This is a genomic window from Streptomyces tirandamycinicus (assembly GCF_003097515.1).
GTDB classification, from domain to species: Bacteria; Actinomycetota; Actinomycetes; order Streptomycetales; family Streptomycetaceae; genus Streptomyces; species Streptomyces tirandamycinicus.
Genome location: NZ_CP029188.1, coordinates 3,078,516 through 3,103,786, shown reverse-complemented (window position 1 = coordinate 3,103,786; position 25,271 = coordinate 3,078,516). Strand labels below are relative to the sequence as shown.

Genomic DNA, 25,271 nt, shown 5'->3' with positions numbered 1-25,271 from the left:
CGGGCACGGTGCTGCCTCCGAGGGTACGTTGGTGGTGGAGAAGTAGGACATGACAGCGCACCCGGTTTCCGTCCGGGAGGCAGCACTCCTGCGAGGGAGGCGGGCAAGGCGGGCGATTCTACTCAGCCCGCCCTACCGGGGCGAATGGATTTCCAGGGGCAGGTCCGCCCCGTAGGGGAGCCCTCTGCCGGAAGTCGTACGCGTTCCCCACCGGCGTTCGGCCCGCAGGCCGATGTGGTGCGCACATCCGCAAACCATCCTGGTCACATGAGTGCAGCCACCCTCAACCCAGCGTCCCGGCCCGGTCGCGGAGCCACCGCCACCGGCGCCCCGGCCCACCGCTCCCACCGGCTCGGCGATGCGCTGCGCGCGGTGAAGGTCTTCGTCGCCACGGCGTTCGGAGTCGCGGTCCTCGGTGAGTACAGCGAGGAGGCCGGCGTCCGCAGGCACCGCTGAGCGCCGCCCGCGGGCCCGCGCTGAGCGGCCTTCGCCCGCAGCGGCCCGCCTGCAGCGGTCCACCTGCCGCCCGCGCGGTGCGGGACCACGGCGGTGGGCACGGGGGCGGGGACCGCGGCAGGCACGGTGGCGGGAGCAGGTGCCAGAGCTGCCCGCTGAGCCGGGGCGTCTCCACGGGCCCGCGCCGGCGCCTCAGCCTTCCGGAAGCAGGATGTCCGCGTCGTCGAAGATCCGCAGGACGACCAGCAGCAGCCGTCCCCGCGAGACTATGTACTCCGCCACGACCTGCGAGGTCAGCCGGATCTCGCGGTCCTGTTCGCCGGGACCTATCGGACGGGAGTGCTCGGTGTACGGGTCGCGGGCGAGGATCTCCAGTGCCTTGTCGAACGACGCCCGGCGCACCGGGTCCAAGCGGTCGCGGTCACGGGCCGCCGACTCCGTGAAGAGCACCTCGTGGCTCTCGTGGTGCGGCATCGGGTCCTCCTCGTCCGGTGGTACGGGCGGACGCCCGGCGTGCCGTCCGGTCGCGCCTGCCGGGCGTCGTGCGCACCGGCCTGGTCGGGGCCCGAGCCCAGCGTAGCGACCGCCTGTCCCCGGACACGGCAGTGGCAGTGGCAGCGGCAGGACACCCGCGCCCGGGCCGGTGCCGTCAGCCCTCGGCGGCCAGGTCGTCCGCGTCCACGATCCGGTACGCGTACCCCTGCTCCGCGAGGAAGCGCTGGCGGTGCGCCGCGAAGTCCTGGTCGATCGTGTCGCGGGCCACCACCGAGTAGAAGTGCGCCTTGTGGCCGTCCGCCTTCGGGCGCAGCACGCGGCCGAGGCGCTGGGCCTCCTCCTGGCGGGAGCCGAAGGTGCCCGACACCTGGATGGCGATCGTCGCCTCCGGCAGGTCGATCGAGAAGTTCGCGACCTTGGAGACGACCAGGACCGAGATCTCGCCGTTCCGGAACGCGTCGAAGAGCTTCTCCCGCTGGGAGTTGGGCGTCTCGCCCTTGATGACGGGCGCGTCCAGGTGCTCGCCGAGTTCGTCGAGCTGGTCGATGTACTGGCCGATGACCAGGGTCTGCTGGCCCGCGTGCCTGCGCACGAGCGCCTCCGCGACCTTCCGCTTGGTGTCCGTGGTGGCGCAGAAGCGGTACTTCTCCTCGGTCTCCGCCGTCGCGTACGCGAGCCGCTCGGAGTCCGTCAGATTGACCCGGACCTCGACGCAGTCCGCGGGCGCGATGTACCCCTGCGCCTCGATCTCCTTCCAGGGCGCGTCGAACCGCTTGGGGCCGATGAGCGAGAAGACGTCCGACTCGCGGCCGTCCTCGCGCACGAGCGTCGCCGTCAGGCCGAGCCGCCGGCGGGCCTGCAGGTCCGCGGTGAACTTGAAGACCGGTGCGGGCAGGAGGTGCACCTCGTCGTAGACGATCAGCCCCCAGTCGCGGGAGTCGAACAGCTCCAGGTGCGGGTAGACACCCTTCCGCCTGGTCGTGAGCACCTGGTACGTGGCGATGGTGACCGGTCGGATCTCCTTCTTCGCGCCGCTGTACTCGCCGATCTCCTCCTCGGTCAGCGAGGTGCGCTTCACGAGCTCGTGCTTCCACTGGCGGGCGGAGACCGTGTTGGTGACGAGGATGAGCGTGGTCGCCTTCGCCTGGGCCATCGCCCCGGCGCCGACCAGCGTCTTGCCCGCGCCGCAGGGGAGCACCACGACACCCGAGCCACCGTGCCAGAAGCCCTCGACCGCCTGCTTCTGGTACGGGCGCAGGGCCCAGCCGGACTCGTCCAGGTCGATGCGGTGGGCCTCCCCGTCGACGTAGCCGGCGTGGTCCTCGGCGGGCCAGCCGAGCTTCAGCAGCGTCTGCTTGATCTGGCCGCGCTCGGAGGGGTGCACGGCGACCGTGTCCGGGTCGATCCTTGGGCCGACCAGCGGCTGGATCCTCTTGGAGCGCAGGACCTCCTCCAGCACGGGGCGGTCGGTCGTGGACAGCACCAGGCCGTGGGTGGGGTGCTTGACCAGCGTGAGACGACCGTACCGGGCCATCGTCTCGGCCACGTCGACCAGCAGCGCGTGCGGGACGGGGTAGCGGGAGAACTCGACGAGCGCGTCCACGACCTGCTCGGCGTCGTGCCCGGCCGCCCGTGCGTTCCACAGTCCGAGCGGGGTGACACGGTAGGTGTGAATGTGCTCGGGGGCGCGCTCCAGCTCGGCGAAGGGGGCGATGGCGCGGCGGCACGCGTCGGCCAGGTCGTGGTCGACCTCGAGCAGAAGAGTCTTGTCGCTTTGGACGATAAGCGGCCCGTTCACGTGGGTGCCCTTTCATCGCGGCCTGCGCCCGGGTCCGGCGATCCCGTGCGGCCAAACGTCCAGTTTGCCTCATCGGACGCCGCGACCGGGTGGCCTCGGCCACAGCGGCCATCTCGCGGGCACCGTCCTTCGCGGTACGGGGCCGGGCTCCTGGGAGCCCGGCCCGAAGGCCTCGGTGGCCGGCCTGTGGCTTCGGCCCCCGCGCCCCTGCCCCGCCCCTCGGAGCCGCGCCCGTCGTGCCTCCCTGAGATCCCCCGTCGGTCTCCGCCTCCGCCGCTGTCTCCCCCTCCCCCTCTCCTTCCCCTTCCCCCTCCGTCTCCGTTCTCCGTCTCCACCTCCGCCTCTGCCCCCGTCTCCGTTCTCTGTCTTTGTCCTGGTCTTGATCTCCGTCCTGGTCTCTGTACTCGTTGTCCGGCCCCCCCGGGTCGTGCCTCCTTCCCTAGCTCGGCCCCCTGCTCAGGCCCCCCTATCCCGGCCCCCCTATCCCGGCCCCCCTATCCCGGGCCCCCTGGCCCGGGCCCCCGTTGCCGGGCCGTCTGGTCGTGCCCCGGGAGGTGCCCTGGCTCGTGCCATGGACCGGACTGCCGGGCTCAGATCAGCGGGCTGTTGATCAGCGGCCCCTCGATCTGGACGCCGAGCGGTACGGGGACGAGGAGACCGAGGGCGAGGAGCGCGGCCGACGCGAGGACGGCGGCGATACGGCGCATGACCTGGCACCTTTCTGTGCAGGGCGCTCCCCCCGGGGTGAGCGCTGCGGTGGCCGTCGTGGGCGGCCTGGAAGCGGTGGCCCGGAAGCAGTGGCCCGGAAGCGGCGGCCCACGGCGGGCGGCCCACGGCGGGCTGCCCGGCCGTCGGCGGGTCCGCGCCATCGGCACGGACCCGCGGGTTCGGTTACAGCGTGAGTCCGCCGCCGAGATCGATGCCGACCGCCGAGGCGTGTGTGGCCATTGCGCCCAGGAACGCGGCTGCGGCGACGAGGACGGTGGTGACACGACGCATATGGGATGACCTTCCTTCCGGCTGTCCGGGGCCGGACCGGCCCGGGATCGTCACTGGGACGCCGGGTGGCTGCCCACGGCCGCCCGTCGGAATGCCGAAGGTCGCCCCCCGGTGGGTAAGGGATCACCCTGGGGCGGGAATCGCGCCGGTTGTCCGCATGATTCGCGAAATCGCCGGGGCGCCTGGCGCGTCCGCCCCGGGTGAGCCGTGTGCGGGACGGGCGTTCAGGCCGGGTCGTCCGCGAGCTCGGCGGCCCCGGTGATCCGGTGCAGGGGGTAGGTGCGCACCTCGTCGGCGGTGTGGTCGTACGCGGTGACGAATCCGCCCTCGACGCGGACGGGTGCGATGACCCGCTGGCTCGCGGTCCCGGCGGCGTTGACGTACCCGATCCAGATGGCGCTGCCGGTGAGCGCGGCCGCCTGCACGGTCGCGAGGGTCTCGGCCGTGCTGGTGCGGGGCAGTTCACCGGCGCCGGTGTGCGCCGCGGGCTTGCGTACGGCCGTCGCGGCCTGGTCGCCCGCCCGGATCGCCTTCACCGCCGCGGCGAGCAGGGTGTCGTCCGGTACCGGCGGCCCGTCCGCTACGGGGACCGGCGGGGTGCGGTGCGGGGTGCGACGGGAGTCGGCGCGGGTGATCAGTACATCCCCTTCGGCGGACTCCGCGGCCGGTGCGTACCCCATGGCCCGCAGTCCTTCGAGCAGTGTGGCGGGGTCCGCCTGGGCCGCCACCACGGAGGGGGCGAGCCGGCGCATCCCCAGGCCCTGCGAGCGCCGGTCGGCCAGGATCTCGTCGAGCAGCGCGTCGTCGTCGCAGCGGACGTAGGCGGAGGCGGCGCCGATGCGCAGATGGCCGTGCTTGCGGGCCACGTCGTCGATGAGGTAGCTCAGCGGCTGGGGTACCGGGGTACGGCTGTGCTTGGCGAGGAAGGCGTGCAGGTCCGCCGCGGCCTGCCCGCCGTCCAGGGCCCGGCGTACGGACGCCGGAGTAAACCGGTAGACCGTCGCGCCACCCTTCGATTCCACGTCCGCGAGGACGCCGAGCGCCTCCGCGAGCGGGCGCTCCAGCGGGCCCGGTGCGACGGCGGTGAGATCGGCCTGGAGGAGGACGTGGTCGAGTGGTTCGGGCAGCAGCGGCGCGATCACCCCGGCGGCGAGCGCGGCCCGGGCGGCGAGACCGGCCTGGCCGCTCGGGACGGGCTGCGGCGCGGGTCCGCCTCCGGCCCTCTCGGGGACGGCTGTCTCGGGGACGACCGGGTCGGGGACGACCGGGTCGGGGACGGCCGGGTCGGACAGAAGGGTGCGGGCCGCGGAGGAGAGGGCTCCGCGGCCCGTCAGGCCCAGGAGCTCCGCCTCGGTCAGGGTCCATGTGGCGATGCGGGAGCGCAGATCCGTGGGCTCGGGGGTGCCGGGGGCGGACGCCGGGGCGCGGCCCGGGCGCTCCCAGCGGAGCCGGGCGAGGACCGAGACCGGGTCCGCGGCGGCGCCCCGGGGCAGCTCGGCCAGCAGCGCCAGCACCCGGTGACGTACCTCGGGGGCGGCACCGCGGTCCAGGTCGGGGCCGAGCGCCGCGACCGTACGGCCCTTGGCGTCCTGGTCGCCGACCAGCCCCGGAGTCCGGGTCGCGGTGAGCCAGGCGGTCGTGAGGACCGTCCATCGCGAGGCGGCGGGCAGGTCCAGCCACTCGTCGTAGGCGGGCGTCGGCGCGAACCGCTCGTCGGCCTCCCCGTCGGAGGCCAGCAGCCCGGCCGCGTAGGCCAGTTCCAGCCAGAAGGCGGCGATCCGCTCGGAGACGTCGAGCGCGGCGGCGGTCCTCCTGAGGTCCCGGACGCTCAGGCCGCCCGCTCTGAGCACCGCCGGTCCGCCCGTCTGCCAGCCCTTCAGCAACTCCTCCACGGTGGCCAGCGCGGTGTGTGCCTGACCCGCGGCCGTGCTGTCCACGATCTGCGGACGGTGTTCGGCCGCGGCCCGGATCTCCGGCGCCACCGGCTCCGGTTCGCGGTGCACCCGCCCCCCGCGCAGATGCAGCGCCACCTCGCGCGGCAGCACCACCGTCCGCGGCGAGGAGGGCAGCAGCAGCCCCCGGTCCCGCAGCCACTGCACCGGTGTCGGGTCCGCCGCGCCCGAGGAGCCGCCCGCGGAACCCCCCGGTGGAGCCACCGTCCCGTACGGCGGCCCCCACACCAGCCGGTCCAGCACCGCGAGGGCCTCCGCCGGTGCCGTGTCCAGCAGCGCCGCCATCCGCTCCCGGTCGGTGAACAGCGCGGTCAGCGACTCCACGGCCGACACCGGGTCATGCGTCGTCGGCAGCCCCGCCGCGGCGAGGATCTCCTGCAGCCTGCCCGGTGACATCCCCGAGGTGGCCTCGGCGACCGTCGGACCGAGGCCGGTGGGGGACGGGTGCTGCGGGGACGGGGCGAGCAGTTCGCGCGCGGTCCGCACCAGCCGCAGCCGGTCGTCGTCGCCCCAGACCAGCGCCTGCTCGCGCAGCAGGCCGAGCGCGCGCGGGAGCGCGGCCTCGACCGCCGACTCGACCGCCGACTCGACCGCTGGATTGGCCGCTGGATTGGCCGTGGGGCCGCCGCCGCCCTCGCGGCCCTCGCTGTCGCTGTCGCCGTCGTGGCCGTCGCCGCCGTCGTAGCCGCTGAGCAGCGCGAGCAGTGTCCCGTACGAGGTGGGCTCCACGGCCACGGCCAGAGCCTGGGCGGTCTGCTGGGCGAACCGGTCGAGCCGCTCCAGCGCCCTGACGACGGAGGCCCTGGTGCCGGCGCGGGTGGCGAGCTGCGTCAGGTCGTTCGGTACGGGGTTCAGCAGGTCCGGGCGGGCGCGGAGCAGCGCGGCCAGACCCCGGTCACCACGGCCGCGCAGCGCCTCGGCGAGGGTACGGGGCGGTGCGGCGGGGCGGCCGCCGGTACGGTCCGCGGTGCCGGGCGATGCGTCCGTGGCGTCCTGCGTGTGCCTGCGCGCGTCCGCGGGTGTGTTCGTGTCCGCGGGTGTGTTCGTGCCGGCCGGTGTGTTCGTGTCGGCCGGTGTCCGCGGGTCCGTGGCGGCGTGGGCGTCCGTGCCGTGGCGGGTGTCCGTCGGCGTGCGCGCGTCCGTGCTGTCGTGCGTGTCGGCGGGTGTGAGTCCGTCCGCGGCGGTGTGGGCGTGCTCCGGCGCGTGCGCCTCCGTGCCGCCGTGCGGGCGCCCCGGCGCACCGGCCGCGGCGCCTCCCGTCTCACGCGCGGGCTGTCCTGCCGGTGTTCCGGCCGACGTTCCTGCGGATGACGTTCCTGCGGACGTTCCTGCGGGCACGTGCGCCTCCCGATCGAGCTCACCGGTCCCCATCCGCCCCACGTTAGCCCCTGTCCAGGCGCTAACGTCAGGACCGGGCGCCGGGACGGGCGCGCTGTGGAGGGGCACCGTGGGGATCGAGAGCGATCAGCTTGTCTTCGACTACCTGAGCCGGGTCGGCGATCTGGCGCAGCAGCGCCAGCTGCCCTCCGCCACCAGGATGCAGCTCGTGTCGTCGCTGCGTAACGAGATCGACCGGCAGCGCGCCAAGTACGGCACCGACAGCCCGGCGGCCGTCCAGCGCATCCTCGGACGGCTGGGCACACCGGACGAGGTGGTGGACGGCGCGAACCCCGGGGTGGACCCCCGGAGTCGGCGCCGACTCCCGGAGGGCGGGACGGACGCGGCGGCGTCCGCTGCCGACACGGCCCCCGCGTCGGTGCCGGAACAGCGGACGGCGGTGCCGGAGGGCCCCGGCACCCCGGAAACGTCCCCCGGCCCCGCGGTGCCCGGAGCGGGTCCGGGCGTCCGGGAACCCGACTGGTGGCGGATCGAACGCGGGCGGCCGGAGGACGCGAACTTCGGTGCGTTCGTCGGCGGCGTGGAGATCCCGGAGCTGCTGCGTCCTCCCCGCAGGGACGGGGAGGGCGAGGAAGGGCGGGGGAGCGTCGCCCGGGGGCCGGAGAAGGAGGGTGCGCCGCGGCGCGGAATGCGGCGGTGGCTGCGGCGCACCGGGGCGGCGGGCGCCGAGGGAGGGGCCGGGGCTCCCGCTGCCGCGCCCCCGGCCGCGCCGCCGCGCGGGCCGGTCCGTCTCGCGCTCGGCAACCCCATGCTGCTGTTCGCCGCGACGCTCCTCGCCGTGGGCGCGGTACTGGGGTCGCTGGTGGCACTGGCCGGTGGCTGGCTCCTCGCGTACGCCACCCGCACCCTGTCCCGCACCGAGGCGAAGTGGGCGGTCCTCGGCATCCCGGGCCTCGTGGCCACGGGCGCGGCGGTCTGGATCTGGGGCCGCGTCGAGGGCCGGTGGGGCGACCCGATCGCCCCGGGCGGCGAGGCGCTGGGAGAGACGCTGACCGGGGCGTGGCCGTGGGTCGTCCGCGGCGCGGCGGTGGCGTCCGCCCTCTTCCTCCTCTGGCGCGCCCGCCGCCGCTGACTCCCGGCCCTCGCGCTCCCCGGCCCCGGTCCTGGCCCCGGCCCCGGCCCTCGCGCTCCCTGGCCCCGGTCCCGGTCCTGGCCCCTGCCTCGGTCCCGGCCGACCGCCGGCCCCCGGCACAATGACCTGCATGGCCTCGGAACCGCTGACGCGACCCCTCACGGTCGGATTCGACCTCGACATGACCCTGATCGACTCGCGTCCCGGCATCCGGGCCGCCTACCGGGCGCTCTCCGCGGAGACCGGGGTGTGGATAGACGCCGACCTCGCGGTCACCCGGCTGGGGCCGCCGCTGGAGCAGGAACTCGCGCACTGGTTCCCGGACGACCGCATCCCGGAGATGGGCGACCGCTACCGCGAGCTCTACCCCGCGTACGCGATCTCCCCGACCCCGGCGATGCCCGGCGCCCGGGAGGCCGTGGCCGCCGTCCAGGCGATGGGCGGCCGTGCGATCGTCGTCACCGCCAAGCACGAGCCGAACGCCGCGATGCACCTCGCCCATCTCGGCATCGAGCCCGACGAAGTCATCGGCTGGCTGTGGGCCGAAGCCAAGGCGGAGGCGCTGCGCGAGCACGGCGCCCGGGTGTACGTGGGCGACCACGTCGGGGATGTCCGCGGGGCGCGTACCGCCGGGGCGCTGTCGGTCGCCGTGCCGACCGGGCCGTGCGACGAGCACCAGCTGCGCGCGGCGGGCGCGCATGTCGTCCTGCCGGACCTCGACGCCTTCCCCGCCTGGCTCGCCGGGTACACGGCCGAGGCGGCGGCGGGCTGACGCAGGGCCGGGCCCGGGCGCCGGACGGTTCACCAGGCCGGATCACCGGGCCCGGGCGCCGGACGGTTCACCGGGCCGAAGTGCCGACCGGATGACCGGGCGCGATCACCGAGCCGCAGTGCCGGACGACGGGTCACCGGGCCGCGGCGTCGCCCGGATCGCCGGGCGCAACCGCTAGACGGAGGGGGCGGACGGCGCTGACGGCGCTGACGGCGCTGACGGGCGGGCCTGACGGCGCTGCGCCGCGATCGACCGGAGAACACCGATGCCGGCGATCAGGAAACCGACGCCCATCAGCATGCTCACGATGTACGCGGCCGTCGGGAACGGCTCGGTCCCGAGGAACAGAGGGGCCACGGTGACGAGAGTGGCCACGGTGCCGACGATGAAGACGATCGCGCCGGCCCGGACGAGCCCGTCGCCGGGACCGGCCGAATTCGGTTGGGTTTCATGAGTCACTCGACCAGGGTAGTTCCCAGCGCGTAGGAACCACCGGGGACGTCTTGTCAGTGGCCCTCGGACCATTAGCCTTGTGTGGTGGCGGGTCGGGCGGCCCGCTGCAGTGCTATCCAGACCGTTTTTCGCAATTCCCGACGAGTACGAGGACGAGGACAGACGTGCCTACCGGCAAGGTCAAGTGGTTCAACAGCGAGAAGGGCTTCGGCTTTCTCTCCCGCGACGACGGCGGTGACGTCTTCGTCCACTCGTCGGTGCTTCCTGACGGAGTCGACTCCCTGAAGCCCGGCCAGCGGGTCGAGTTCGGCGTCGTCGCGGGCCAGCGCGGTGACCAGGCACTCTCGGTCACGGTCCTCGACCCGACCCCGTCCGTGGCCGCGGCGCAGCGCCGCAAGCCGGACGAGCTGGCGTCGATCGTGCAGGACCTGACGACGCTGCTGGAGAACATCACCCCGCAGCTGGAGCGCGGCCGCTACCCGGACAAGGCCCACGGCAAGAAGATCGCGGGTCTGCTGCGCGCGGTCGCCGACCAGCTCGACGTCTGACCGCCGGGGCCCGCGCGGCAGACCGGGGCCGGGGCGCGGCCGCCGGGCCGGAGCGCGCGCGGCGTACGCGACCCCGGACGTCAGCGGCGGCGGACGCGGCCCCGCACGTCAGACGAAGGACAGCGCCTCGCGGCCGAGGGGAGGTACGAGCCCCTCGGCCGCGGCACGTGTGAGCAGGCCGCGGACGGCCGAGTAGCCCGCCTCGCCGAGGTCGGCGGTGAACTCGTTGACGTAGAGCCCGATGTGCTGGTCGGCGACCGCCGGGTCCATCTCCTGGGCGTGCTCCATCACATACGGACGCGACGCCTCCGGGTCGTCCCAGGCCATCCGCACGGACCTGCGGGCGGATTCGGCCAGCAGGCCCAGCAGCTCCGGGCCCAGTGAGCGCCTGGCGATGATCGCGCCGAGCGGGATCGGCAGTCCGGTGGTGGTCTCCCAGTGCTCACCCATGTCCGCGAGGCAGTGCAGGCCGTACTCCGGATAGGTGAATCGCGCCTCGTGGATCACGAGTCCGGCGTCCACCTTGCCGTCCCGCACGGCCGGCATGATCTCGTGGAACGGCAGCACGACGACCCTGCCGACACCGTCCGGCAGCACGTCCGCCGCCCACAGCCGGAACAGCAGGTACGCCGTCGACCTCTCGCCGGGCACGGCGACCGTCGCGCGGCTCAGGTCCGTGCCCGGCGCACGGGTGAGTACGAGCGGGCCGCAACCCCGGCCCAGCGCGCCGCCGCAGGGCAGCAGCGCGTACTCGTCGAGCACGTACGGGAGCACCGCGTACGAGACCTTCAGCACGTCGAACTCGCCCCGCTCCGCCATGCCGTTGGTGACGTCGATGTCCGCGAACGTCACGTCGAGGCGCGGGGCGCCCGGGACCCGCCCGTGCGCCCAGGCGTCGAAGACGAAGGTGTCGTTCGGGCAGGGCGAATAGGCGATCTTGATCTTGCTCATCGGGCCTCCTCCTCGAGGACGGGGCTCAGCAGCCGGAACGCGTTCCGCAGGGCCTCCAGGGCCTCGCCGATGCGCCAGGAGGCCCGGTCGCGGGGGCCGACGGCGTTGGACACGGCGCGGATCTCGGCGACGGGGACTCCGTGCCGTACGGCGGCCTCGGCGACCCCGAAGCCCTCCATCGCCTCGGCGGCGGCCCGGGGGTGGCGCGCGGTCAACTCGGCGGCCCGGGCAGCGGTGCCGGTGACGGTCGAGACGGTGAGGACCGGCGCGTGCACCGCGTCCAGGGCCTCGGCGATCCGCTCGGACAGTACGGCGGGCCGGTGCACGGAGCGGCCGAAGCCGAGCTCCTCCACCGCCAGATGACCGTCGGGGGTCTCTGCGCCCAGGTCGGCGGCGACGATCGCGTCGGCGACGACGATCGAGCCGAGCGGGGCGACCCCCGCGAAACCACCGCCGATCCCGGCGGAGACGACCAGGTCGTACCCGGGAGCGGCGGGAGCGCCGTGAGTGCCGGGGGCGGTGACCGCGGCCGTCAGCGCGGTGGCCGTCGCCGCGGCCGCCGCGGCGGGACCGGCGCCTGCCGCCAGGACGTCCACCGTCGTCTCCGTTTCCGCGCCGCGGCCCGTCCCCGCGTCCGGGCAGCGGCGCAGGGTGTGACCGCCCGGAATGCGGTGGGCGGTCACGGGGACGCCGGGGGAGAGGCCGGCGGTGACGGAGTCGGCCTCCGCCCCCACCGCGGTGACGACGAGTACGCGCATGGCTGAGCCTTCGGGCGGGTGCCGTCCGGCCCGGTCCCTTCGGTGTAGGTCGCTGGGTCGCTACGGTCCCGGACGGCCGGGTGTCCGTTCCCCGGCTGCCGGGTCCTCGGTCCCGGAACGCCGGGTCCGGTCCCGGGATTCCGTCGTGGGGATTCGGTCCGGGGGATTCCGTCGCGGGGATTCCGTCGCGGGGATTCGGTCGCGGGGATTCGGTCGCGGGGTTTCCGTCCGGGGATTCCGTCCCCGGACTCAGTCCTGGGCGAGCTTGAAGTGCCAGATGCCGGTCAGCTTCTTGCCCGATGTCTCGACGATGGACACCTGGGCCGAGCGGGAGGGCTCACCGGTCGTCGGGCTGGTGAAGAACGCGCTGGCCGGGATGGTCCGGTACGTCTTGTGGTACGGCTCCTGCTCGGCGCGCTCGCCGCCGATGAAGATCGTCCAGCCGTTCTCGGCGATCTCGGGGTCGACACCGAAGCGGATCTTGTCGTCCGGCGCGACCGTGATGGACTTCTCGGCCTTCTCGTTGAGGCAGTCCTGGATCAGCGACTCCTTGATCGCCTTGCCGTCGTTGTAGCAGGCGGCCTCGGTGTGTACCGAGGTCGTCCCGACCGTCACGGTCGCGAGCGGCGTCGGCTTGTCGCAGGCGGAGAGTACGAGGAGGCCGGCGGACACGGCACCGAGGGCGGCGGCGGCCCGGCGGCGCTTGCCGGAGAGGAACGCAACGGTCATGGTCCGAAGGCTATCGGGCGCCCGGTGTCCCGCAGCGCGGGGGTGCGGCGTGGCGCCGTGGATGGCCCCGCCGGCACCGCGCGGGGCATACGCGGGACGCCGCCGGCGCACCGGCCGCCCGGTCCGTGTGGCCGGCTGTGGGCGGCTGTGGTCGGTTCCCCCGCCCCGGTGCGGGCGCGCCCGCCCTCACCGTACGCGCGACGCCAGGGTGACCGGGTCCGGCGCGGCCGTGCTGCGGCGGGACGCCACCAGAAGCCCGCGCAGCGCCAGCGCGGCGCCCACGGCCAGGATCCCGGCCGCCACGGTCAGGCCCACCACTCCGTTCAGCGGCAGCGAGATCCCGATGGCCCCGCCGACCACCCACGACATCTGGAGCAGCGTCTCCGAGCGGGCGAAGGCCGACGTCCGCACCGACTCCGGCACGTCCCGCTGGATCATCGCGTCCAGCGACAGTTTCGACAGCGCCTGGGTCAGCCCGGCCACCGCGCCCAGCACCGCCACCATCAGCGGACTGAAGAACACCGCCGTGAGCGCCGCCGCCGTCAGCACCAGCGTCAGCCCGGTGGCGACGATCAGCTCCGGAGGGCGGTTGCGCACCCACGCCCCGATCGCCGTGCCGCAGGCGTTGCCGATCCCGGCGGCGACACCGACCATGACCAGCGACGCGGCCGCGCTCTGCCCGGCCATCGGATGGACCCGCAGCAGGAACGCCAGGAAGAAGATCAGGAACCCCGACAGCATCCGGTGCGCCACGTTCGCCTGCAGTCCGTGCAGCACCGACGGGCCGACGGTCCGCAGGCTGGGCTTCCGCTCGCCGTGCGTCAGCATGTGCGCCTTGCGCTCGCCCTTCGCCGAGTCGACCTTGTGCGGCATGCTCAGCGAGAGGAACGTGCCCAGGGTGAAGATCGCGCACGCGCCGTACAGCGGCCAGGCCGGGCCGATCTGCTGGAGTCCGACGCCGATCGGTGCCGCGATGCCCGTGGCCAGCAGCCCGGCCAGCGTCACCCGTGAGTTCGCCTTCACCAGCGCGAACCCCGGCGGCAGCAGACGCGGCACGACGGCACTCCGGATCACCCCGTACGCCTTCGAGCACACCAGTACGCCGAGCGCCGCCGGATACAACTCGATGCCGCCCGTGGCGACCGCTCCCGATATGGCCAGCGCCAGCACCGCGCGGGCCGTCATGGTGCCCGCCATCGCCGCGCGGCGGCCGTGCGGGATGTGGTCCAGCAGCGGGCCGATCACCGGGGCGAGCAGGGCGAACGGCGCCATGGTGATGGCCAGGTAGAGCGCGACCCGCCCGCGGGCCTCATCGGTGGGCACGGAGAAGAACACCGTCGAGGCCAGCGCAACCGTGATCATGACATCGCCGGCGCCGTTGACGGCGTGCAGTTCGATCAGCCTGCCCAGCCCGGACTCGCCCGCGCCGTGCGCGTGCGTGGCCCGGCGGATGCCCCTGGCCGTTCGGGTGAACGGCAGGTGCAGGGCGCGGCCGACGGCTCGGCACGCCCTGCTCAGCGGCCCGGGAGCGCCGGACGACCTCGCGGCTGTCACGTCGTCATAGTGCCCTACCGACCCCCGACCCGAACCGGGATTCGGACGGGCAGGTGGGCGGCGCGCCACGGAGGGGGTAGCGTGCGTAGCGCGCCACCGGCGGTAGTTCCCGGCCGCACGCCTTTTCGCCATCCCGCAGAATGGGTGACGGTAGGTGTGCCCGAGACGGAGTGCCGGGCGCGGACGTCGATGCGGCCCCCTGGTCCGCTCCGCCCGCCGCTCGTACATCGCGAATCGGCCAGGCGCACTTGTGAGACGGCGTAGGAGAGAAGCGAGACCTGTGAGTGCTGCGACGACGCGAAGCCGTACCCCCGACCGCCTGTGCGCCGAGGCGGTAGACCTGGCCAGGGCGGCCGCAGACGAGGCGGCCTCGCCGGGGGTGGTGGGAGAGCACGTCTCGCTGGTATCCGAGGGCGACCGGGTCGTCACCCACTTCTTCGAGTGCCGCGAGGTGGGCTACCGGGGCTGGCGCTGGGCCGTCACCGTCGCCCGCGCCTCCCGCGCGAAGAACGTCACGGTCGACGAGGCCGTGCTCCTGCCCGGACCGGACGCGCTGCTCGCGCCCGAGTGGGTGCCGTGGAGCGACCGGCTGCGGCCCGGTGACCTCGGCCCCGGCGATCTGCTGCCCACGGACGCCGAGGATCTGCGGCTCGAGCCCGGCTACTCGGGCGAGGACGCGCCGCCGCCGAACTCGGCGGTCTCCGACGAGATGGCCGACCGGGTCGACGCCGAGGACGCGGAGATCGTGACCCGCGCGCCGGCGCGCGGTGGCATCGCCTCCGTGGCGGAGGAACTGGGCATGCGCCGCGCCCGGGTCCTCTCCCGCTACGGGCTGCACGTCGCCGCGGACCGGTGGGAGGACTCCTTCGGGGCGAAGACGCCGATGGCGCAGTCCGCGCCGGCGTCGTGCCAGTCCTGCGGGTTCCTGATGCCGCTGTCGGGATCGCTCAAGCAGGCGTTCGGGGTGTGCGCGAACGAGTTCTCCCCCGCGGACGGTCGGGTCGTGTCGCTGTCGTACGGGTGCGGCGGGCACTCCGAGGCGGCGGTCATGCCGAAGCCGCCGCGGCCGGCTCCGCCGGTGCACGACTCGATGCGCGCGGACGAGTTCCCGCTCCGCCCGGCCCCGGACAGCGGCTCGGTCCCGGACCACGTGGAGACGACCGCGCAGGACGAGGACCTGGGGCACTCGTAGCGCCTTCGGCGGGGAGCCCCGGCGGGGTTCCGGCTCGGTCGCCGGCCCGTTCCCGCCCGGCCCTGGCGTGGTGGTCGCCGCCCTGTTTCCCGCCCGACCGTCGCCCGGTCGCTGCCCGGTCGCCGCTCGGCTTTCGTCCTGCTCTCGCCCGGTACGAGCCCGGTCGCCGCTTGTCCTCCAGCGGGTTCCCGCCCGGTCGCCGGCTCGCGACAGCCGGCACCGCCGGGCTCCGGCCCGTGGATCGGCCGGTCGGAACGCCACGATCAGCCGGCCATGGGACTCCTCGTCCCGCCGCAGGCCGCGAACTCGACGGGGCGGAGCCGGGGACTGCCAGGACTCCTTCGCCCGCCGCCCGCCGCCCGCCGCCCGCCGCCCTGCTTGTCGGCCGCCCGATGACGTGGCGGCCGACAAGCAGGACGGCGGCGACCAGCAGCGCACGCCAAGTCCGAGGCGCGGACCAGCCGTTGCGCTCCGCGCCGGTGACGCCGAGAACGAAGGCGAGTAGCCCCCGGTCATGGTGACGGCGCCCGGCACATCCGGTGTGGAGCGGGTCTCCGACACCGGCTCGCGGACGACGGCGAGACCGCCGGGGAGGAGCAGCACTCCGGACCGGGACGTTGCCGAGGAAGCCCCGGCGCCAGGAGAGCGGATGCGGTGCCACGGTCAGAGTCGAGAGCCCGTACCGGCTCGACCGGCCCCGCGTCACCGCCCCGACCGGCCCCGCGTCAGGGCCTCCGGCTCCCTCGGGGCGGGCCCGCCGGGCCGCCTCCGGCCGGCCGCATAGGGAGTGTGCGGCGGCGTGACTCGTTCCGCCGCCACCACGCCACCCGGGTGTGCGCTGCGAGCCCCGGTGGAGCGATCGCGCGGGGGCGCGTGCGACGCGGTACCTTCGGGCTCCGGGGTGGGGCCGCGTCCGCGCGGCCGGTACCGCACCGGTACCGACGTCACACCGCACCGGTACCGGCGGAATGCCGAAACGGTCGAAGAGCACAGCCAGAGAGCGGAGACAGGCGTGAGCGTCAGGACGACCGAGGGGGCCGACCCGTTCGGGACGGTGCGGCTGCGGCGCGGGGTGCTCGACGCCTGGGGCGCGAGCCCCGCGCGCTTCCGCGAGGACGCCAACGCCGAGGAGGACCTCGCGCTCGGCGGCTACCGCGATCGCGTGATCGTCGAGCTGGCCCAGAACGCCGCCGACGCCGCCGCCCGTGCCGGTGTCCCCGGGCGCTTCCGGCTCACCCTCGACCGGGGCACACTCGTCGCCGCAAACACCGGCGCCCCGCTGGACGCCGCCGGTGTGGAGTCGCTGTCGACGCTGCGCGCGTCGGCCAAGCGGGAGGGCGACCGGACCGCGGTGGGCCGCTTCGGTGTCGGTTTCGCCGCCGTACTGGCCGTGAGCGACGAGCCCGCCGTCGTCGGCCGGCACGGCGGTGTCCGCTGGTCGCTGGCCGAGGCCCGGGAACTCGCGGCGCAGGCGGCTCAGGCCAGCCCGGGACTCGGGGACGAACTGCGCCGCCGCGACGGCCATGTACCGCTGCTTCGGCTGCCGCTGCCCGCCGAGGGCACCGCGCCCGACGGCTACGACACGGTCGTGATCCTGCCGCTGCGCGACGGGACCGCCGAGGACCTGGTCGGCCGGCTGCTCGCCGGGATCGACGACGCGCTGCTGCTCACCCTGCCGGGGCTCACCGAGGTCGTGGTGGAGACCCCGGAGGGCGTCCGGACGCTGCGCCGCTCGCAGCACGGCGACCACGTCCACATCGAGGACAGCGCCCGCGGACTGAACCGCTGGCGGGTCGTCAGCCGGCACGGCGCCATCGAGCCCGCGCTGCTCGCGGACCGGCCGGTCGAGGAGCGGCTGCGGCCGCACTGGACCGTGACCTGGGCGGTTCCCGTGGACACCGAGGGCATGCCCGTGTACCCGGCGACCGCGCCGGTCGTCCACGCGCCGACCCCGACCGACGAGCCCCTCGGCGTGCCCGCGCTGCTGATCGCCTCGCTGCCGCTGGACACCGCGCGCCGCCACCCCGCTCCCGGCCCGCTCACCGACTTCCTGGTGCGGCGCGCGGCCGACGCGTACGCCGAACTGCTCGGCGACTGGCAGCCGGTCGGCACCGGGCTGATCGACCTCGTCCCCGGGCCGCTGGGCAAGGGCGAGCTGGACGGTGCGCTGCGCGCGGCGATCCTGGAACTGCTGCCGCGCGTCGCGTTCCTCGCCCCCGCCGTCCCCTCGGAGGACGTGGTGGCGCTGCGGCCGCTGGAGGCCGAGATCGTGGAGGGCGCCGGCGCCGAAACCGTGGAGGTCCTGGCGGACGTGCTCCCGACCCTGCTGCCGGCCGGCCTCGAGCGCCGGGCGGAGCTGCGGACCCTCGGTGTCGCACGGGTCCCGCTGACGGAGGCGGTCGACCGGCTCGCCGGGATCGAGCGCGACCCGTCGTGGTGGTGGCGGCTGTACGACAGCCTCGCCGGTGTGGACCCGGAGCGGCTGTCCGGCCTGCCGGTGCCGCTCGCCGGTACGGGCATCGCCGCCGGGGACGGGATGTCCGGCGACGAAATGCCCGGGGACGGGATGTCCGGGGACGGCGAGGGGGAGCCGCGTCCGCGCCGCGCGCCCCGCACCACCATCGGCCCGCGTCAGGTGCTGCTGCCGACGGCCGAGACCCCGGAAGGACTGGCCCGGTTCGGGCTGAAGGTGGCCCATCAGGACGCCGCCCATCCGCTGCTGGAGAAGCTGGGCGCGCTGCCGGCGACACCGCGCGCGGTGCTCACGACCCCGCAGGTGCGGGCGGCCGTCGCCGCGTCGCTGGAGGACGGCGACGGGCTGTGGGACGAGGACGCCCCGGACAGCGAGGAGCTGGCGGAGATCGTCCTCGCCCTCGTCCGGGACGCGGGGCTGGAGCCGGGCGACGAGCCGTGGCTGGGCGCGCTGGCACTGCCGGACGAGGACGGCGAACTCGCCCCGGCCGGTGAGCTGGTACTGCCGGGAAGCGCCTTCGCGTCCGTGATGCGCGAGGGCGAACTGGCCCTCGTCGACGCCGAGCTGGCCGGACGCTGGGGCGAGCAGCCGCTCGCCGCCTGCGGGGTGCTGGCGGGCTTCGCACTCGTCCGCGCCACGGACGTGGTGCTGGACCCGGACGAACTGGAGCCCCGCGAGGGCGACTACGCCGAGCCGGACGACGCCGGGCTGCTGGACGCGGTCGACGTGTGGTGCGAGGACGTACTGGACCGGCTGCCCGACACCCCCGTACCGCCGGTCGCGACGGAGATCGCCGCCGTGCGCGACCTGGACCTCGTGGACGACGACCAGTGGCCGCGGGCCCTCGCACTGCTGGCCAGGCCGCCGCTCCGGGACGCGCTGACCCAGCCCGTCCGGGTGCTGCTGCCGGACGGCACGACCGAGACGGTCCGGCCGTACACGGCCTGGTGGCTGCGCGGCCATCCGGTGCTGGGCGGCCGCCGCCCCGCGGGTCTGCGCTCGTCGGGCGGCGATCCGCTGCTGGTGGGCCTGTACGACGCGGCCGACGCCACCGGCTTTGAGGACGAGCAGGTGCTGCACGCCCTCGGCGTACGGACGTCCGTCGCCGCGCTGCTGGACGAGCCGGGCGGCGCGGCCGAGCTGCTGGGGCGGCTCGCCGACCCGGACCGCCCGGTCAGCGCGTCCCAGCTGCACGGCCTCTACACGGCCCTGGCGGATCTGGACCCGGAGCAGGTGACGCTCCCGGACGAGCTGCGCGCGGTCGTGGACGGCGAGGTGCGGGTGGTGGACGCTTCGGACGCGCTCGTCGCGGACGCCCCCGACCTGCTGCCGCTGACCGCGGGGCGCCCGCTGCTGCCCGTGTCCCCGGACCGGGCGGCGGATCTGGCCGAACTGTTCCAGGTGGGGCGGCTCAGCGAGGCGGTCGAGGCGGACGTGACGACGGACGGCGAGGAGCACGCGGTACCGGAGCCGGTGCACGCGCTGCTGGGCCCGGCGACACCCGCGTCGTACGTCGAGCACGATGAGCTGCTCGCCGGCGGGGTCGAACTCGACTGGCGCCGCGGCTCCGACGGGGTCGTCCACGCCGCCACGCTGGAGGGCGTCGCCGCCGGTCTCGCCTGGGCGGCGGGCCAGTGGCCCCGCCGCTTCGAGGTGGCGGCGCTGCTGGAGGACCCGTCGCGCACGGAGGAGCTGGCGCGGGACCGCTGGTTCGACTGAGGGCCGGCTCTTGGAGACCGCTGCCGCCTTCCGTGGGGCCCCTGGAAGCCGCCGCCGTCTTCGGCTGGGGCCTTTCCGGACCGGGCCGTTCCTGGACCGGGCGGTTCCTGGACGGGGCCGCCATCGGCCCGGGCGGTTCCCGGACCGGGCCGGTCCCGGCCCGGACAGCGGGGAGTGTGCCGGGCGGCGGGAGGTGTGCCGGGCGGCGCGGCGGGGCGGCCCCGGGTGTCCGCTCCGCCGCGCCGGCCCTACGCCGGGAAGCGGCGGTCCACCCAGCGCCAGGCGAGCTCCAGCACCGCCCCGGCCGTCGCGGCGATGCCGACCGCCGCCCACGGCATCGTCGTACCCACCAGCCGCAGGGCGAAGAAGTCCTGCAGCCAGGGCACCACGAGGACGATCAGGAAGCCCAGCCCCATGGCGGCGACCAGGCACACGCGCCACCAGGTGTAGGGGCGGGCGACGATCGCCAGGACCCACACGGCGACCAGGAACAGCGTCAGCGTCGCCGCGCTGGTCTCGGCGGCCAGGGCCCCGGGCCCGCTGTAGTGGTGCCGGGCGAGGAGGTACGTGGCGAAGGTCGCGGCGGCCGCGACGATCCCGCCGGGGATCGCGTACCGCATGACACGGCGCACGAAGTGGGGCTTGGCCCGCTCCTTGTTGGGCGCCAGGGCCAGGAAGAACGCCGGGACACCGATGGTCAGCGTGGACAGCAGGGTCAGGTGGCGGGGCAGGAAGGGGTACTCGACCTGCGAGCAGACCACCAGGACCGCCAGCAGCACCGAGTACACCGTCTTGGTCAGGAAGAGCGTGGCGACCCGGGTGATGTTGCCGATGACGCGGCGGCCCTCGGCGACCACCGACGGCAGCGTGGCGAAGCTGTTGTTGAGGAGCACGATCTGCGCGACGGCCTTCGTCGCCTCGGAACCCGACCCCATGGAGACGCCGATGTCGGCGTCCTTGAGCGCGAGGACGTCGTTGACGCCGTCGCCCGTCATCGCGACCGTGTGGCCGCGTGACTGGAGCGCGGCGACCATGTCCCGCTTCTGCTGCGGGGTGACCCGGCCGAAGACCGCGTTGGCGGCGAGCTCGGCGGCCATCGCCTCCCGCTCGGCCGGCAGCTTGCGCGCGTCCACGGCTCCGGCCGCGCCCGGCAGGCCGAGCTTGCCGGCCACGGCGCTCACCGACACGGCGTTGTCGCCCGAGATGACCTTCGCCGCGACGTCCTGCTCCTCGAAGTAGCGCAGGGTGTCGGCCGCGTCGGGCCGCAACCGCTGCTCCAGGACGACCAGCGCGGTGGGCCGGGCGCCCGCGGTGACGTCGGGGTCGTCGAGCTCGCCCGCGGCGCGGGCGAGCAGCAGTACCCGCAGGCCCTGCTCGTTGAGGCCGTCGACCTCGCGCAGGACCGGTGCGCCGAGGGGCAGCAGGACGTCGGGGGCCCCGAGCAGCCAGGTCGAGCTCTGCCCGTCGCCCTCGCTGAACGCGGCGCCGCTGTACTTCCGGGCGGACGAGAACGGCAGGGACTCGGTGCAGCGCCACTCCTCCCGGTCCGGACAGGCGTCGATGATCGCCTGGAGGGAGGCGTTGGGCCGCGGGTCGGACTCGCCGAGCGCGCCGAGGACGGTGCGTACGTAGTCCTCGTCGCAGCCGTCCAGCATGCGCAGCTCGGCGACGTCCATGCCGCCCTCGGTGAGCGTGCCGGTCTTGTCCAGGCACACCACGTCGACCCGGGCGAGTCCCTCGATGGCGGGAAGCTCCTGGACGAGGCACTGCTTGCGGCCGAGCCGGATGACGCCGATCGCGAAGGCGACGGAGGTGAGCAGGACCAGGCCCTCGGGGATCATCGGGACGATGCCGCCGACCGTGCGGGCGATCGAGTCCTTGACGTTGTCGCCCTTGGCGACGAGCTGGCTGATGATGAGCCCGAGGGCGGTCGGGACCATCATCCAGGTGACGTACTTGAGGATCGTGGAGATGCCGGAGCGCAGCTCGGAGTGGACGAGGGTGAAGCGGGAGGCCTCCTCGGCGAGCTGGGCGGCGTAGGCCTCCCGGCCGACCTTGGTGGCGGTGAAGGCGCCGCCGCCCGCGACGACGAAGCTGCCGGACATCATCCGGTCCCCGCGCCGCTTGAGGACCGGGTCGGCCTCACCGGTCAGCAGGGACTCGTCCACCTCGAGACCGTCGGCCTCGGCGACCTCGCCGTCGACCACGACCTTGTCGCCGGGCCCGAGTTCGATGAGGTCGCCGAGCACGATCTCGGAGGTGGACACCTCGCCGGCGACGCCGTCGCGGCGGACGGTCGGTTTCGCCTCGCCGATGACGGCGAGGCCGTCCAGCGTCTTCTTGGCGCGCAGCTCCTGGATGATGCCGATGCCGGTGTTGGCGAGGATGACGAAGCCGAACAGGGTGTCCTGGAACGGTGCGACGAGGAACATGATCACCCAGAGCACGCCGATGATCGCGTTGAAGCGGGTGAAGACGTTGCCCCGGACGATGTCGACGGCGGAGCGACTGCTGCGTACGGGGACGTCGTTGACCTCACCGCGTGCGATGCGTTCGGCGACCTCGTCGGCGCTCAGCCCGCCCGGCCGGTGCCGTACGGGCGGCGGTACGGGGTGGACGGGGTCGAGCTCCGCCCCCGCGTCGATCACCGGGCCGCCGCGTGGCTCGGCTCCGTCGCTGCTGATCTCCGACCGCTGAGTCATGCCTCGACGGTACGGCGACGTGGGCCGCTCCACCCCCCGAGCCCCCGATTCGCCGGTCCGGAGCACGGTTCGGACCCGGGCCGGGCGGGTGGTGCGCGGGCGCCCGGGTCCGCCGGGCCGCGGCCGGGACTACGTCAGCCCGGGCCGGGGCTTCGTCAGCCCGGGCCGGGGCTTCGTCAGCCCGAGCCGCGCGCGGCCTTCGTGCGCCTGATGGCCGCGTCGCGCTTGCGTACGTACCAGATGCCGATGAGGCCCAGCCCGCCGCCGGCCAGGCAGGTCCACACCCACCAGTCGAGCTCGCGCTCGGCGAACCAGCCGTAGAAGGGGATCTGGACCAGGAAGAGGACGAACCAGAGGATCGTGCCGCCGGTGATGGTGGCGACGACCGGCCCCTCCAGGGGCTCGGGTGCCTCGTGCTCGGGGGTCCACTTCGCCATGCGGTCAGTGTAGGCGGCGCCGCGGCGGGCCCCGGCGGGGACCGGTGGCGTCCCCGCAGGGCCCGGTCGCGCGTCCCCGGCGGGCTCCGGCGGCCGCCCCCGGCAGTGGTCCGCGGCGGGCTCCAGCGGGCTCCGGTGGCGTCCCCGGTCCGCCTCCGCGGCCTCCCCGGCGGCCCGGGCCGCCCTTCGCCCAGGGGCCTCTACGCGCGGAGATACCAATCTTGGCCTTATCTGTTCATACTGAAACGGTTTGTGTCCGGCCGGTTTTCCTCGTAGGAACCTTCAGGAAGCCGCCGCCGTCAGCCTCCCCCCGCACCACCTCCACGAGGACTCGTATGCCCCCCACGGCCACCGCGCCCGAAGACGTCCGGCAGCCGCAGCGGCCCGACTCGGGTTCCCGTGCCCCCGGCCGGCTCGACCGCTACTTCAGGATCTCCGAGCGCGGCTCCACGGTCGCCCGTGAGGTTCGCGGCGGCTTCGCCACCTTCTTCGCCATGGCGTACATCGTCGTGCTGAACCCGATCATCCTCGGCAGCGCCGAGGACATGTACGGGAACCAGCTCGACGGCGGCCAGCTGGTCACCGCGACCGTGCTCACCGCCGCCTTCTCCACGCTCCTGATGGGCGTCATCGGCAACGTCCCGATCGCCCTGGCGGCCGGGCTCGGTGTGAACACGGTGGTCGCGCTCCAGCTGGCCCCGCGCATGAGCTGGCCCGACGCCATGGGCATGGTGGTCCTGGCCGGCTTCGTCGTCATGCTGCTCGTGGCGACGGGCCTGCGTGAACGGGTCATGAGCGCGGTGCCGCTCGGCCTCCGCAAGGGCATCGCGATCGGCATCGGCCTGTTCATCATGCTGATCGGCCTGGTCGACTCGGGCTTCGTCTCCCGCATCCCGGACGCCGCCCAGACCACCGTCCCGCTCCAGCTCGGGCTCACCGGCCATCTCTCCGGCTGGCCGGTCCTGGTCTTCGTCCTCGGTGTGCTGCTCACCCTGGCGCTGATCATCCGGAAGGTGCCGGGCGCCATCCTGGTCTCCATCGTCGTGATGACGGTGGTGGCCGTCGTCATCCAGCTGATCGTCCGGCTGCCCGGCCGGGCGTGGGGCCTGACCGTGCCGGAGTGGCCGGGCAACCCCGTCGCCACGCCGGACTTCGGGCTCGTCGGGCAGGTCAGCCTGTTCGGCGGGTTCGAGAAGGTCGGCCTGCTCACCGGCGCGCTGTTCGTCTTCACCGTGCTGCTGTCGTGCTTCTTCGACGCGATGGGCACCATCCTCGGCGTCGGCGACGAGGCGAAGCTGACGGACGAGAAGGGCGACTTCCCCGGCATCAACAGGGTGCTGATCGTCGACGGCGTCGCCGTCGCCGCGGGCGGTGCCACCTCCGCCTCCGCCAACACCTGCTTCGTGGAGTCCACGGCGGGCGTCGGGGAGGGCGCTCGTACCGGCCTCGCGTCCGTCGTCACGGGCGGGCTCTTCGCGGCGGCGCTGTTCCTGACGCCGCTGGCGACCATGGTCCCCTCCCAGGCGGCGACGCCCGCGCTGCTCGCGGTCGGCTTCCTGATCCTCGCGGGGTCGGTCAGGGACATCGACTGGAGCGACTTCACCATCGCCGTTCCGGCGTTCCTGGCGATGGTGATGATGCCGTTCACCTACTCGATCACCAACGGCATCGGCATCGGCTTCATCGCCTTCAGCGTGCTGCGGCTGGCCGCGGGCCGCGGCCGTGAGGTGCCGGTCCCGATGTACGTGGTCTCCGCGGTCTTCGTCTTCTTCTACGCGATGCCGGCACTGGGCCTCACCTAGGGTCCGGCACCCGGCCGCGACGCCGGTCCCGCCCTGAGCCGCGACGCCGGTCCCGCCCTCAGCGGGCCGTGCCGTGTCCGGTGCCGGGCGGGCCGGGGTCACCGCTCGGCACCGGGCGGTCCGGCGCCCGGCCGCGACGCCGGTCCCGCCCTCGGCCGTGACGCCGCTCCGCCCTCAGCGGGCCGTGCCGTGGCCGGTGCCGGGCGGACCGGGGTCCCCGCTCGGCACCGGCCGGTCCGGCGCCCGGCCGTAGAACCTCTCCGTCTCGTCGACGGCCGTCTTGAAGCGTTCGTCGAAGTCGTCCCGTATGAGCGTCCGGACCACGTAGTCCTGGACGCTCATACCGCGTCTGGCGGCATGCTCCCGGAGCCGGTCGAGCAGCTCGCCGTCCATCCGCAGGCTGAGCACTGCCGACGCGTTCGATGCTGTCGTTGCCATGTCAGCCAGCATCGTTGGCCGGAACCGATCGATGCGTCACTTTCCGAAGCCCTCTCACTCGTTCGGGTGAGACATTCGGCCAGGCTGTAACACGGTGGTTATTAGGATGGGTAATGAGTTATGCTAAAGAACATGCCTGACCTGTCCCACGGCGACGACGTCGCCGCCGTGAACTCACTGCGCTCGGCCGTCATGAGGCTGGGCCGGCGCCTGAAGCACCAGCGCGTCGACGAATCGCTGAGTCCCACCGAGATGTCGGTGCTCGGCACTCTCGCCCGCTGCGGCTCGGCCACCCCCGGTGAGCTGGCCCGCAAGGAGCACGTCCAGCCGCCGTCGATGACCCGCATCGTGGCACTGCTGGAGTCCAAGGGACTGGTCCGGCTCGAGCCGCATCCCGAGGACCGCCGGCAGAAGGTGGTCAGCCAGACCGAGCGGGCCGAGGCCATGCTCGAGGAGTCCCGCCGCAAGCGGAACGCCTGGCTGTCCACGCTCGCCGAGGGCCTGGACGAGGAGGAGTGGGCCAAGCTGCGCGCGGCCGCCCCCGTACTGGAGAAGCTCGCGCACCTGTAACGA

19 protein-coding genes are annotated in these 25,271 nt (G+C 74.3%); 8 read left to right on the top strand and 11 right to left on the bottom strand.

All coding sequences use genetic code 11. From position 1 onward, the window contains the following. Window positions 1-267: 267 nt before the first annotated feature. Window positions 268-456: a hypothetical protein gene (locus DDW44_RS13655; RefSeq protein ID WP_017946030.1), complete on the top strand. Its 189-nt coding sequence runs from the start codon at window positions 268-270 to the stop codon at window positions 454-456. Window positions 457-648: 192 nt separating this feature from the next. On the opposite strand, the gene DDW44_RS13650 is transcribed toward DDW44_RS13655, so the two are convergent. The 3 genes from DDW44_RS13650 to DDW44_RS13640 form a co-directional block, all read right to left on the bottom strand. After that, window positions 649-930, bottom strand: a complete 282-nt coding sequence (locus DDW44_RS13650) for a type II toxin-antitoxin system RelE family toxin (protein WP_108906612.1) — start codon at window positions 928-930, stop codon at window positions 649-651. Window positions 931-1,105: 175 nt separating this feature from the next. Next, a complete protein-coding gene (locus DDW44_RS13645) occupies window positions 1,106-2,749 on the bottom strand; it encodes a DNA repair helicase XPB (protein ID WP_108906611.1) in 1,644 nt (547 codons plus the stop codon). A 1,223-nt stretch (window positions 2,750-3,972) separates the two neighbouring features. Continuing rightward, entirely contained in the window at window positions 3,973-7,071 is a 3,099-nt protein-coding gene (locus DDW44_RS13640; RefSeq protein WP_244224026.1) for a helicase C-terminal domain-containing protein, read from the bottom strand. Window positions 7,072-7,147: 76 nt separating this feature from the next. Between DDW44_RS13640 and DDW44_RS13635 the strand changes: the two genes are divergently transcribed. Together DDW44_RS13635 and DDW44_RS13630 are read left to right on the top strand one after the other, a co-directional pair. Continuing rightward, window positions 7,148-8,170 (top strand): hypothetical protein, encoded by a 1,023-nt coding sequence (locus DDW44_RS13635; RefSeq protein ID WP_108906610.1) that lies wholly within the window; start codon window positions 7,148-7,150, stop codon window positions 8,168-8,170. A 130-nt stretch (window positions 8,171-8,300) separates the two neighbouring features. Further along, on the top strand, window positions 8,301-8,942 hold the full coding sequence (locus DDW44_RS13630) for an HAD family hydrolase (protein WP_018889558.1): 642 nt from the start codon (window positions 8,301-8,303) through the stop codon (window positions 8,940-8,942). Between the two features lie 174 nt (window positions 8,943-9,116). On the opposite strand, the gene DDW44_RS13625 is transcribed toward DDW44_RS13630, so the two are convergent. Further along, entirely contained in the window at window positions 9,117-9,401 is a 285-nt protein-coding gene (locus DDW44_RS13625) for a hypothetical protein (protein WP_108906609.1), read from the bottom strand. Window positions 9,402-9,559: 158 nt separating this feature from the next. On the opposite strand from DDW44_RS13625, the gene DDW44_RS33190 reads away from it, so the two are divergent. Then, window positions 9,560-9,943 (top strand): cold-shock protein, encoded by a 384-nt coding sequence (locus DDW44_RS33190; protein WP_017946048.1) that lies wholly within the window; start codon window positions 9,560-9,562, stop codon window positions 9,941-9,943. A gap of 108 nt (window positions 9,944-10,051) precedes the next feature. Here DDW44_RS33190 and DDW44_RS13615 read toward each other — a convergent pair whose 3' ends face one another. The 4 genes from DDW44_RS13615 to DDW44_RS13600 all read right to left on the bottom strand — a co-directional run bounded on the left by DDW44_RS13615 (window position 10,052) and on the right by DDW44_RS13600 (window position 13,935). After that, window positions 10,052-10,894, bottom strand: coding sequence for a 1,4-dihydroxy-6-naphtoate synthase (locus tag DDW44_RS13615; RefSeq protein WP_017946049.1), 843 nt, complete (start codon window positions 10,892-10,894; stop codon window positions 10,052-10,054). Next, window positions 10,891-11,652, bottom strand: coding sequence for a futalosine hydrolase (locus DDW44_RS13610; RefSeq protein ID WP_108906608.1), 762 nt, complete (start codon window positions 11,650-11,652; stop codon window positions 10,891-10,893). Before DDW44_RS13610 ends, DDW44_RS13615 begins: the two co-directional genes overlap by 4 nt. Window positions 11,653-11,901: 249 nt before the next feature. Beyond that, window positions 11,902-12,381 (bottom strand): hypothetical protein, encoded by a 480-nt coding sequence (locus DDW44_RS13605; protein ID WP_017946051.1) that lies wholly within the window; start codon window positions 12,379-12,381, stop codon window positions 11,902-11,904. Window positions 12,382-12,567: 186 nt separating this feature from the next. Beyond that, the gene (locus DDW44_RS13600) at window positions 12,568-13,935 is read right to left on the bottom strand and encodes an MFS transporter (RefSeq protein WP_018889561.1); all 1,368 of its coding nucleotides are present in this window, start codon (window positions 13,933-13,935) and stop codon (window positions 12,568-12,570) included. 280 nt (window positions 13,936-14,215) lie between these two features. Between DDW44_RS13600 and DDW44_RS13590 the strand changes: the two genes are divergently transcribed. Further along, window positions 14,216-15,127 (top strand): DUF3027 domain-containing protein, encoded by a 912-nt coding sequence (locus DDW44_RS13590; RefSeq protein WP_026164986.1) that lies wholly within the window; start codon window positions 14,216-14,218, stop codon window positions 15,125-15,127. Window positions 15,128-16,139: 1,012 nt separating this feature from the next. Then, on the top strand, window positions 16,140-19,319 hold the full coding sequence (locus tag DDW44_RS13585; protein WP_108906607.1) for a sacsin N-terminal ATP-binding-like domain-containing protein: 3,180 nt from the start codon (window positions 16,140-16,142) through the stop codon (window positions 19,317-19,319). Window positions 19,320-19,567: 248 nt separating this feature from the next. Here DDW44_RS13585 and DDW44_RS13580 read toward each other — a convergent pair whose 3' ends face one another. Further along, entirely contained in the window at window positions 19,568-22,021 is a 2,454-nt protein-coding gene (locus DDW44_RS13580) for a cation-translocating P-type ATPase (protein ID WP_108906606.1), read from the bottom strand. Window positions 22,022-22,197: 176 nt separating this feature from the next. Continuing rightward, window positions 22,198-22,458: a DUF2530 domain-containing protein gene (locus DDW44_RS13575; RefSeq protein ID WP_018889563.1), complete on the bottom strand. Its 261-nt coding sequence runs from the start codon at window positions 22,456-22,458 to the stop codon at window positions 22,198-22,200. 335 nt (window positions 22,459-22,793) lie between these two features. On the opposite strand from DDW44_RS13575, the gene DDW44_RS13570 reads away from it, so the two are divergent. Continuing rightward, window positions 22,794-24,260, top strand: coding sequence for an NCS2 family permease (locus DDW44_RS13570; RefSeq protein WP_027732027.1), 1,467 nt, complete (start codon window positions 22,794-22,796; stop codon window positions 24,258-24,260). A 174-nt stretch (window positions 24,261-24,434) separates the two neighbouring features. Here the strand turns inward: DDW44_RS13570 and DDW44_RS13565 are convergent, their stop codons facing one another. Then, window positions 24,435-24,698 (bottom strand): hypothetical protein, encoded by a 264-nt coding sequence (locus DDW44_RS13565; protein WP_212765220.1) that lies wholly within the window; start codon window positions 24,696-24,698, stop codon window positions 24,435-24,437. A 132-nt stretch (window positions 24,699-24,830) separates the two neighbouring features. On the opposite strand from DDW44_RS13565, the gene DDW44_RS13560 reads away from it, so the two are divergent. Further along, entirely contained in the window at window positions 24,831-25,268 is a 438-nt protein-coding gene (locus DDW44_RS13560) for a MarR family winged helix-turn-helix transcriptional regulator (protein WP_017946059.1), read from the top strand. The last annotated feature ends 3 nt before the right edge of the window (window positions 25,269-25,271 follow it).